Origin of the sequence: Trinickia sp. Y13 (genome assembly GCF_029522115.1) — a bacterium.
Taxonomy (GTDB): Bacteria; Pseudomonadota; Gammaproteobacteria; order Burkholderiales; family Burkholderiaceae; genus Trinickia.
On the sequence record NZ_JAKWFK010000033.1, the window covers coordinates 1 to 8208 of the forward strand.

The window sequence follows — 8208 nt, forward strand, 5'->3', positions numbered from 1 at the left end:
ATATCGACTACCGGTATGACCCGGTGGGCAGGCTGATCGAGGCGGCCAGTCCCTGGAGCCGGGAGCGGTTCGCGTTCGATCCGGCGAGCAATATCGTGGATGCAGCGAGCGATGCGGGAGCGAAGGGTCGCCCGCATATGACGCCTGCAGTGTATAAGCCGCGAGAGGAGAGCACGCTGCCGCGGGAGGTGCCTAAGATCCTCGGCAATTTGCTCAAGCACTATGCGGGGATGCACTTCGAGTACGACGAGCGGGGCAATTTGATTGCCAAGCGCACGCCCAAGGGCGAGCAGCGGTACGAGTGGGATGCGTTCAATCGCTTGATGACGGCGATGGTGAAGGAAGGCGAGCGGCGCGTGGCGGCGAGCTACTTCTACGATGCGCTGGGCAGGCGCATTGCCAAGAGCGTGAACGGGGAGAGAACGCTGTTCGGGTGGGACGGCGATACGCTTGCATACGAGAGTGGCGAGCAAGGCAGCAGGCATTACGTGTACGAGGCGGGTTCGTTCGTGCCGCTGGCGCAGTTCGTGTCGCAGGCGCCGGTGCGGGGGATCGAGACGCCCGTGTGGAAGTCGACGGATCGTTATCTGCCGGAGGAAGACCCGCTGCAGCGCGTGGCGCAACCGGCGGCGCAGGCGCAGGTGTTTTACTACCAGTGCGATCACATCGGCACGCCGTATATGATGACGGATGAAGCGGGCGATGTGGTGTGGGAGGCGACGTACAAGGCTTGGGGGGAGACGCAGGAGGTTATTGCACGGGTGTCGAAGGCGGCGGGCGTGACGCCGGGGAATTCGATTCGGTTTCAGGGGCAGCAGTTCGATCCCGAGACGGGGCTGCACTACAACCGGCATCGGTACTATGATGCGGCATCCGGCCGCTTCATCTCGATGGACCCCATCGGTTTGGCGGGTGGGATCAATTTGCACCAGTACGCGCCCAACCCGATTCAGTGGATTGATCCGCTGGGGTTGAGCCGATTCAAGAAGGGAACATGGGGGCCGTGTAAGCGTGGAACAGGTCTTTCATACACCGTTTTCCAACAAGACATCGACTGGGATATGGAGCACCGGGGGAAGACGAATTTGCAGCGTGCGATGGAAGGTGGTGCGCCGTTCATGATGAAGGATGGCGTGCCGCAACAAATTCAGTTGCACCATTCGCGGCAGCAATCGACAGGTCCGCTATTTGAGGTAACGACCAGCACGCATAGAGCGGCAAGCGGCGCCGGCCGGGAAGCGCTGCATCCGTTCGGGAGCCAAAAGAATCCCGATTTCCCTGTGGACCGAAGCGCGTTCGACGTGGACAGAAATCAATATTGGAAAGACCGCGCTGCTGCTGCCAATCAGTCTAGGAATGGAGGGTGTAAGTAATGATTCCGTCGAAAGTTGAATCGCATCTGGCTACGGCTACCGGCGACGTGAAGCGAACTGATCCGAAATCGGCAGAGCAAGTGCTCCGCAGTTTGGGGGTAGACCCGGGTTCCGAATTTGGCGAGTTCTATCTGAAATATCAAGGGAGCTTTATAAGCCCACGCCCTGTAGCTGAGCTTCTTGATATCGAAGGACCGGCGATACCAGCGATACCCGATCAGACAGACTATGTCCGAGATCGATTCCATGTTCCCCAGCAATACCTTGCGCTTACCTCCGACGAGAGCGAGGGGATGTATCTGTATTGCAAGGACGACGGGGCCGTCTATGACCTCGACATTGGGGTGCTGGATGACTTCTTGGAAGGGAATGTGCCAGCGCGCTGGGCGACCTTCAATGACTTCTTAGTTTGGTACTTCGATGTAGCACCGTAATGACAGAGGGCCGCTTGCGCGGCCCTCTGTCATTGAGGCGGCGATCAGTCGAAAGCTTGCCGGATGACAATGTGCCGTTTGATGTAGTCGACGGAGAAATGGACGTGCTCGCCCGGCATAAAGCCGAGGTGGCCGAGTAGCCCCCGGTCGAAAAGGGAAGCTAGACGCAGCTACAGGATGCCCATTATGAACAGCGACTTCGTGACGAATAGGTTCTACAAGATCGAGGAACTGGTTCGACTGGTTAAAGAAAAGAAGGGACGAGATGCGATCTATATGATTTACGTCCCGAAGGGCACCGATGATTTGGTGTCCGGCATGGACGTGTACGTCGGCGATGTTCCTGCGTTCGATGATGACGACAACGAGGTGTTTCCAGAGTCAGTAATTGCGCTGGGACTGGAGCGTGGCTATATGCAGGAACACTTCGAAGATGTTGTCGATGTCGCCTATAAGCAAAGGCTGACCGCATCGACAGATGACGTGATTCGTTGCCTCAACTACTACGCGCAGCACGATAGCTTCTTGGATCTTAGTTAACGGACAGAGGGCCGCTAGCGCGGCCCTCTGCCATTGAAGCGGCTATCAAGCCCGGTGGCCCAGGGCTTGTATCGCGGCGTCGAAGGCGTAAAAATCGCCAGCCTTCGCGAGCGTCAATTCTTGGCGATCTGGACCCGGCAGAAATCAAGCAGCTTTCTGCAACGTTTACCGGAGCAATTGAGCTTGCGATGTCGGGGCAGCTTGATGACGATGCTTTGTAAGACGCGTGGTCGGGCATGGTCGGAATCGGGCGCAAACGGGACGTGCAGCCGGTTTCAGGGGCAGCAGCTTGATCCTGAGACGGGGCTGCACTACAACCGGCATCGGTACTATGACACTACGACGGGCCGTTTCATTAGCTCGGATCCGATCAAGTTCGTTGGCGGGATGAACTTCTACCAATATGCCGATGATCCCTTGATGTGGGCGGATCCGCTAGGCCTCGCCGTCCTGCCTGGCGGAGCTTGCAAACACGATACCGGCCGTCATGGGGAGCTGAGTCCCAACGCAAACCGGGCGCCAGGAAACCGCAACATCCGAAATGATGGCTTTATTCAGTCGCACCATTCGGTACAAAACGAATGGGCGGAGAATAACGTTGCCGGGTACGATAGGAACGCCGCGCCGGCAGTGTTGCTGCCGTCCGCAAGTGGGGATTCCCACGCCCAAATATCAGCAGCGCAACGTGCGCTTCGTCGAAATCTGGCAACGCAGCCCGGGGGCAAATGGGGATCTACGTCTATTACTGACGAGTTCAACATCGGATATCGGCAAATGATCAACGCTGGCGTACCACAAGACGTCGCGCGGCGCGCGATGAGAAAGAGCTACAAGTACTTTGATTGCCTTGGAGCATTTAGAAAATGAACTTCACCGGAATATCAAATCTTTCTGGATTCAAGCCGGGTGCAGCCGATGCTGAACTCAATTCGATCGAAGCGGCCCTCGGCGTTACGCTACCAACAGCCTATCGCGAGCTGATGAGGTATTCGAATGGCGCGTTGCTCGACAACGGAGTTTCGATCTACTCGGTAGACGATCTGGTAGAGCGAAATACCACGTATGAGGTTCTTGAGTACTGCCCTGGTTTTCTGCTGGTCGGAGATGACAGCGGCGGTCGTGGATTCCTGATTGATTTGAAGGATGACGCAGGGAGGATTTATGGCTCTGGGCTTGGGGATCTTGACCCGTCAGAGTTCGTGACAATCGCGTCGACGCTCCAGGATTGGGTGGACTTGGGATTGAGCGTATAGAAGTCAGCTACGGTATGTCTTTGACATCGAATGCGCACCGTGTCGGGTTCGTGTCTGCCGGCGGCGATCGCGGTCTCCAGAGCAGTCCAGCCGCGGTTGCTCTGGAAGTGCAGTGCGATTCCAGGGGCAGCAGCTTGATCCTGAGACGGGGCTGCATTACAACCGGCATCGGTACTATGACACTACGACGGGCCGTTTCGTTAGTCACGACCCGATACGTCTTGCTGGCGGCTTCAATCTGTATCAGTACGCGCCCAACCCTACACAATGGATCGATCCGCTCGGGCTCGCGAAGTGTCCTTGCACCGACGACTGCGAAAAAGTCCTCGCCGACGAAGGGGTGGTGACCGGCAGGCACGGCGATCTAAGGAAGATCGGAGGGCTGCAAGATTCTCACCACATTTACCAAGACGCTGCGGTCAACGGTCTACCGAACTACAACTACAACGACGCCCCGGCGATTAGCCTACAGGGCCGGAATGCCGACGGCACTACTCGCGGAACGCCTCACTACCGTGCGAATCGGACGCAGGACAACGCGTCTCCCGCCGGCACATTAGGTAGCGAAACCGTAGTAGCCTTCAACTCATTGAAGGCTGCCGGACTTAGTTCCAAGGCGGCCAAGTGTGCTGTCCTGCGCGCACGAGGCTATTTCTCTAGCATCGGTGCAAATGCCGGTTCTGGCACGATCACGCCATCGAAACGTATGAGGCTGAGATGAACACATCACTAAATGATCCAGCGTATAAGGCGATCGCCGAATTCCTTAACGCGCTCAACGCAATGGACAAAAGGACGCTGGAGTCGAGGTTCGGGGTCACCGAGCCGATTCTCGACGAGATATGCGAGTCCCTCGATGATTACTTCGGCAGGAAGCCCGACATCAGCCTTGCGCCGATCGAAGTGGCCTTTTCCGGCAAGAGAGGGACGCGGCCATACATTGATCTGTTCGAAATGGACGACGGTCAATCGTGGGGGGCGGAGTGCGTACTTTGGGTGGACGGGAAGGCCGCGGAGCCCATTTTGCACGTCGAATTGAGGGGGGCAAGCGATAACCTGGAGCTGAAATACAAGTACATCGGTTCGTAAAGAGTTGCCTCGGCGACAAAAAACGTAGCCAGTGATTTTCTTCGGCGGGCGGCGCTTTCATAGCTGGAGCAGTGAGCGCCAACGCTGGATTCACTTGCGCACGAGCCGTACATCCGCGACGTACGACCGCGATGGGGTAGCAACGGATACGGTTTCAGGGGCAGCAGTTCGACGAAGAGTCCGGCCTTCACTACAACCGGCATCGGTACTATGACACTACGACGGGCCGTTTCATTAGTCACGACCCGATACGTCTTGCTGGCGGTTTCAATCTGTATCAATACGCGCCCAATCCAACGCTGTGGGCCGACGCCACAGGATTGAGTCGTTGCTTTTGGCGGAAGGTGACGAATTTCCGAGGCAATAAGGTCTACCAACGGGACGATATCTTTGATCCGAACGCAGAATTCAACGGAGAGACGAACCTGCAGCGGATGAGACGAGGCGTCGCTCCGATCGGGACGGATGGAAACTCTGTCGAACTCCACCACATGCTTCAATCGCATGACGGACCGATTGCAGAGGTTACAAGCAGCTTCCACAAGCAGAACTACTCGACCCTGCACATCAACCCGAACTCGATACCGTCGGGAATCGACAGGCCCGAGTTCAACTCGTGGAAGCGAAAGTATTGGAAGGATCGAGCAACCGGCCTAGAATCCACCGACAATGGTTGTTGAGCATGAGGATGCCGACATGTGCTATGAAACCCTTCGCGACGAACTACGAACGATCGTTGCAGAACACGCGGATGACTGCCGCATCTACGGCTCGCGTGCCGACGCCGATGTTAGGAGCGCCGAGGACGCGTTGGGGGTCATCTTCCCCACGGAATACAGGAGCTTTATCCGGGATTTTGGTGCAGCTGATTTTTACGGATTCGAAGTCTATGGCGTTCTCGGTCACGAGCCATCCCTTGAATCCAACGTTCCGAGCTGTGTCTGGGTGACCCAATCGGAGCGGAAGCATGGACTGCCCGCTGAATTTGTTGTGATTTCCGCAAGTGGAGACGGAATCACTTACGCTCTGTCTACGGTTAGCCCATTCGCAGTGTATGCGTACGGCGGATACGACTTCGCCGCGCATGCACCTAAGGTGGTGGAGCCAAGCTTTTGCGAACTGCTTCGCAAGTACATCGATCAGACTCAACAGATGATCGATGAAGACGACGAATGAATCTGAACTCGACCAGCACGTCAGCCGGATAACCGCGTTCCAGACACCACGCCGGGGACGCGGTTCGGTTTCAGGGGCAGCAGCATGATGACGAAACTGGACTCAGCTACAACCGGCATCGGTTCTACGATCCGCAGGCTGGTCGATTCATAAGCCAAGACCCGAAGTAAGCGCGCTCGCTGCAGCCCCGCGTATCCATTAGAATATCGCTTCGTCACAAGGCGGTCTCTGCTGCGCATGTCGAGAAGTAAAGATGCGCCTACTTAGTATTGATCGAGAAAGCAAGCGTAGTTTTATATCTCAGTTCGCGCCGATCACAACCACCGTTTTTAAATCCGCGCTCAATTCATACAATGTCGAGAACTCTCGTTTTGCGCCTCGCTGCGCTCGCTTTTGGTTTGTCCTGCGTCGTGACGACGTGCCATGCAGCGTGGATCATCGTCGACGCGGGGCATACGCCAGCCCACCCCGGCGCGACGGGCGCGAGCGGCCGCGTCGAGCACCTGTATAACCTCGACCTCAGCAAAGCCGTTGCTAACGATCTCAAAGCGGCTGGCGATCGTGTAACCCGCTCCGGCGCGGATGGCTTCGACATCGCCTTGGCCGATCGTCCAAACACCGCGCCGAAAGCGGACTTCTTTATCTCCATTCACCACGATTCGATGCAGCAAGCCTGGATCGACTCGGGACGCAACAAAGAGCTCAAAGGCTACGCGATCTTCGTCTCCGAACTGAATCCCCACTACCAGCGAAGTCTTGCCTGCGCGAAGGCGATAGGCGAGCGCTTGCAGGCTGCCGGAGAATCGCCGTCGCTTTACCACGCAACGCCAGTCAAAGGGGAAAACCGCCCGCTGATCGATCGGCGCCTCGGTATTCACAAATTCGACGATTTGGTCGTGCTCAAAACGGCTCGCATGCCGGCGGTGCTGGTAGAAGCCGGGGTCATCGTCAATCCCGACGAGGAGCGGCGCTTGGCACAGCCAGCCACGATCGACAAGCTGGCCAACGCAATTTCCAAAGGCGTCATGGATTGTCGTCCGTGAAGCAATAAACGGTTGCTTTTTTGTTTTCGTGTATCAATAAAAAGGAAAAATCATGAAGAAATTCGCCGTTGTAGTAGCCGCTGCACTCCTCCCGCTGGCGGCGCATGCCGCCGGTTGCGGCAAGCCCCGTAACGCATTCGATCAGGTCTATTGCGCGAGCACGGTGTTCTCGCAGGCCGATCGCGACTTGAATCAGCAATACTCGCGCTTGCGCACCCACTTGAATCCAGCGCAATAAACGTCGTTAAAGAACGGACAGTTGCAGTGGCTCAAGCAACGCGACCAACAATGCAGCGAAGAAAAGGAAAGCGGCTATTTCGTCAATCTGGATTGCGCCGTGAACATGACGCAGCAACGCCTCGCATTCCTCCAAGAACGCGAGCGCGAGTGCAACAGCACAGGCTGCGCCAACGACAAGCTCGGCCAGTAACAACGGCGTCGCCCTCACCGAGCGCAGTAACGCGCGGACACTCCACGCCGAACCCGGCGCGGCGACGATGGCGTATCCTTCGTTGTCAATCGACGGCCGACCCGATCTGAGCAGGGTCGCTTATCCCCCCCCCGGAGCCGACGTCGAAGCGATTCGCAGGCTCTTCACAGCCGAGCGATCGATCGATGAGCCGGCCCAATTTGCGATAACCTATCTTCGTATAATCCCGATCACAACATTTCCGAGAGGGCCTTTTTATGAAAAACGTGATTCGCGTCGGCGACCCGACTAGCCACGGCGGCAAGGTAATGACCGGTGCATCGAATTTCGAGGTCGACGGCATCCCCGTCGCATGCGTAGGGGATACCTGCACGTGTCCGATGGACGGTCATCAAAACTGCACCATCGTCGAAGGGGATTCGGAGTTCGTCGTCGACGGGCGAGCCGTAGCATTCGATGGGCACAAGACGAGCTGCGGCGCCGTGCTTCAATCGACGGCGCAAGGTTTTGGCGGCAACTAAAGTCCGTTCAATCGATCACGCGCTCTACTAGACATCATGTATGGACCTGCCGCGCCTAAAGGTACGCGGATTGAGCTTGAGGTAGGTTACACCGCGGCTCAGAGCCGCATTGAGGGGACAGGTCATGAACAAGTTTAGCAAGTACGTGGGCCTGGATGTACATCAGGAAACGATTGCCGTGGCGGTCGCCGACACGGCCGGCGAGCTGCGGTATAGGGGCGTTGTCAAGCGCATTCGAAATCTGAGCCACTTCGCGCGTGAGCGCGCAAAGTAAAAGTGAGCCAGTCGCTAGTTCTTCGATGCCGGAACGTGGCCGGCTTTTCGTTGCTGTTTAAGTCGGTAGCTGTCT

11 protein-coding genes and 3 pseudogenes are annotated in these 8208 nt (G+C 56.9%); all 14 read left to right on the forward strand.

The annotated features are described in order from the left end of the window. Positions 1-1373 (forward strand): RHS repeat-associated core domain-containing protein (locus tag MMB74_RS27080; protein WP_277431684.1); only part of this gene is annotated, 1373 nt, incomplete at its 5' end. Continuing rightward, on the forward strand, positions 1373-1807 hold the full coding sequence (locus MMB74_RS27085) for a hypothetical protein (RefSeq protein WP_277431685.1): 435 nt from the start codon (positions 1373-1375) through the stop codon (positions 1805-1807). The genes MMB74_RS27080 and MMB74_RS27085, both read left to right, overlap by 1 nt. Before the next feature lie 186 nt (positions 1808-1993). Beyond that, positions 1994-2347 (forward strand): hypothetical protein, encoded by a 354-nt coding sequence (locus MMB74_RS27090; RefSeq protein WP_277431686.1) that lies wholly within the window; start codon positions 1994-1996, stop codon positions 2345-2347. 54 nt (positions 2348-2401) lie between these two features. Beyond that, positions 2402-3214 carry an RHS repeat-associated core domain-containing protein gene (locus MMB74_RS27095; protein WP_277431687.1) on the forward strand — a complete coding sequence of 271 codons (813 nt, stop codon included), beginning with the start codon at positions 2402-2404 and terminating at the stop codon, positions 3212-3214. Continuing rightward, positions 3211-3600: an SMI1/KNR4 family protein gene (locus tag MMB74_RS27100; RefSeq protein ID WP_277431688.1), complete on the forward strand. Its 390-nt coding sequence runs from the start codon at positions 3211-3213 to the stop codon at positions 3598-3600. Before MMB74_RS27095 ends, MMB74_RS27100 begins: the two co-directional genes overlap by 4 nt. Before the next feature lie 106 nt (positions 3601-3706). Continuing rightward, a pseudogene (locus MMB74_RS27105) lies at positions 3707-4321 on the forward strand (RHS repeat-associated core domain-containing protein); the annotation flags it as partial. Further along, positions 4318-4689, forward strand: a complete 372-nt coding sequence (locus tag MMB74_RS27110; protein WP_277431689.1) for a hypothetical protein — start codon at positions 4318-4320, stop codon at positions 4687-4689. The pseudogene MMB74_RS27105 and the gene MMB74_RS27110, both read left to right, overlap by 4 nt. Before the next feature lie 146 nt (positions 4690-4835). Then, positions 4836-5369, forward strand: coding sequence for an HNH/ENDO VII family nuclease (locus tag MMB74_RS27460; protein ID WP_346780728.1), 534 nt, complete (start codon positions 4836-4838; stop codon positions 5367-5369). Between the two features lie 16 nt (positions 5370-5385). Beyond that, positions 5386-5865, forward strand: coding sequence for an SMI1/KNR4 family protein (locus tag MMB74_RS27120; protein WP_277431690.1), 480 nt, complete (start codon positions 5386-5388; stop codon positions 5863-5865). Between the two features lie 62 nt (positions 5866-5927). After that, positions 5928-6035, forward strand: a pseudogene (locus MMB74_RS27125) (RHS repeat-associated core domain-containing protein); the annotation flags it as partial. 99 nt (positions 6036-6134) lie between these two features. Continuing rightward, complete coding sequence (locus MMB74_RS27130) at positions 6135-6908, forward strand: N-acetylmuramoyl-L-alanine amidase (protein ID WP_277431691.1); 774 nt, start codon at positions 6135-6137, stop codon at positions 6906-6908. A 52-nt stretch (positions 6909-6960) separates the two neighbouring features. Beyond that, positions 6961-7338: pseudogene (locus tag MMB74_RS27135) on the forward strand (lysozyme inhibitor LprI family protein). 257 nt (positions 7339-7595) lie between these two features. After that, positions 7596-7859: a PAAR domain-containing protein gene (locus tag MMB74_RS27140; RefSeq protein ID WP_277431692.1), complete on the forward strand. Its 264-nt coding sequence runs from the start codon at positions 7596-7598 to the stop codon at positions 7857-7859. A gap of 124 nt (positions 7860-7983) precedes the next feature. Next, a complete protein-coding gene (locus tag MMB74_RS27145) occupies positions 7984-8133 on the forward strand; it encodes a hypothetical protein (RefSeq protein WP_277431693.1) in 150 nt (49 codons plus the stop codon). Positions 8134-8208: the final 75 nt, after the last annotated feature.

What these genes read in the sequence shown, in the direction of transcription:
- MMB74_RS27085 (WP_277431685.1), top strand. Translation starts at nt 1,373, where the DNA reads ATGATTCCGTCGAAAGTTGAATCGCATCTGGCTACGGCTACCGGCGAC.
- MMB74_RS27090 (WP_277431686.1), top strand. Translation starts at nt 1,994, where the DNA reads ATGAACAGCGACTTCGTGACGAATAGGTTCTACAAGATCGAGGAACTG.
- MMB74_RS27100 (WP_277431688.1), top strand. Translation starts at nt 3,211, where the DNA reads ATGAACTTCACCGGAATATCAAATCTTTCTGGATTCAAGCCGGGTGCA.
- MMB74_RS27110 (WP_277431689.1), top strand. Translation starts at nt 4,318, where the DNA reads ATGAACACATCACTAAATGATCCAGCGTATAAGGCGATCGCCGAATTC.
- MMB74_RS27120 (WP_277431690.1), top strand. Translation starts at nt 5,386, where the DNA reads ATGTGCTATGAAACCCTTCGCGACGAACTACGAACGATCGTTGCAGAA.
- MMB74_RS27140 (WP_277431692.1), top strand. Translation starts at nt 7,596, where the DNA reads ATGAAAAACGTGATTCGCGTCGGCGACCCGACTAGCCACGGCGGCAAG.
- MMB74_RS27145 (WP_277431693.1), top strand. Translation starts at nt 7,984, where the DNA reads ATGAACAAGTTTAGCAAGTACGTGGGCCTGGATGTACATCAGGAAACG.